The organism is Acidovorax sp. KPB24-03 (assembly GCF_057546605.1).
On record NZ_BAAJYR010000624.1, the window covers coordinates 1 to 1,497 of the forward strand.

Sequence of the window (1,497 nt, forward strand, 5' to 3'; positions counted from 1 at the left end):
GATCCACCCCAGCCGGCGCCGGGTCGCCGCGCGGCGGGCGAGCCATTCGCCCGCCTGGGGCAAGGTGGCCGAGGCCGAGAGCGCCTTGGTGATGCGCTTGCGCACCTCGGCATGAAAGATGGCGTCGCCGTACAGCCCCGGCACCACGGTGGCGGCCAGCAAAAGCGCGAGCAGCACGCCCGACAGCACCGGCAGCGGCCACTGCGCCAAGTACTGGCCCAGCGCGAACACCAGCAATGCCACGCCTTCGAGGGCGGCCACGTAGACGAGGGCGGCCCCCCAGAGCTGGCGGAACACCAGCCAGTTCAGCGTGCACAGGGCCGCGGCCCAGTTCCAGCGCGGCAGCGGGCGGCCCGCGGTGTCCAGCCGCTCGAAGGCGGGCAGGTAGTAGTCGGCATTGACCGGGCCGATCGCGGCGCGGTAGAGCGTTCCCATTGTGGTGTCGTCGGAGCGGCGCGGAACGAGGGCGGCATGGGCCGAATAAGCCGTGTGGGCAAGCATGGCGAGATTCTGGCACGCACCCCGCCGTGTGGGGCGCTGGGCGCGTGCGGTTTACCCGGGACGGTGCGATGCGCCAGGCGTGTCCGGGGCGCCCGGCGGCGCATGGACGATGGTGTACAGGCCCACGTCCACCCGGCCGGTGCTGAAGCCGGCTTCGCAATAGCACAGGTAGTACTCCCACAGCCGTCGGAACGGCGCATCGAAGCCCAGCGGCTCGATCGTGGGCCAGGCGCTCAGGAAGCGGTGGCGCCATTCGGCCAGGGTGGTCGCATAGCTGGGGCCGAAGGTTTCCGCGGCCTGCAGTGCCAGGCCCGCTTTCGCCAGCGCTTGCCGCAGCCGGGAGGGCGAGGGCAGCATGCCGCCCGGAAAGATGTAGCGCTGGATGAAGTCGGTGGTGCTGCGGTACTGTTCGAACTGCGCGTCCGCGATGGTGATGACCTGCACCACGGCCCGGCCGCCGGGGCGCAGCCGCTCTTTGAGCGTTTCGAAATAGGCCGGCCAGTAGCGCTCGCCCACGGCCTCCAGCATTTCGATGGAGACGATGTGGTCGAACTGGCCTTCGACGTCGCGGTAGTCCTGCAGCCGCAGATCGATGTGCTCGGTGAGCGCCTCGTCATGCACGCGCTGGCGGGCGTGGCGCAACTGCTCGGACGACAGGGTGAGGCCGGTCACCGATGCGCCGGTGTCGCGGGCCAGGGCAATGGCCAGGGCGCCCCAGCCGCAGCCGATCTCCAGCACGCGTTCGCCGGCCCGGGGCGCCAGCAGGGTGGCGATGCGGGCCAGCTTGGCCTGCTGCGCTTGCTCCAGCGATTCCTGGCCCGTGGCGTAGATGGCGCTGGAATAGAGCATGTCCGGGTCCAGCCACTGGGCATAGAAATCGTTGCCCATGTCGTAATGGAACGAGATGTTCTGGCGGCTGCCCCGGCGGGTGTTGGCGCGGCGCAGGTGGAACAGCCGCGCCAGCAGCCGCGCTGGCAGGCTGGCCTGCAGCGCGCG

At 70.4% G+C, this 1,497-nt stretch carries 1 protein-coding gene and 1 pseudogene; both read right to left on the bottom strand.

The genetic code is table 11. The annotated features are described in order from the left end of the window. Positions 1–501, bottom strand: a pseudogene (locus tag AC27KI_RS24610) (SPOR domain-containing protein); the annotation flags it as partial. Between the two features lie 51 nt (positions 502–552). Beyond that, a partial coding sequence (locus AC27KI_RS24615) for a class I SAM-dependent methyltransferase (protein WP_487116389.1) occupies positions 553–1,497 on the bottom strand: 945 nt, incomplete at its 5' end.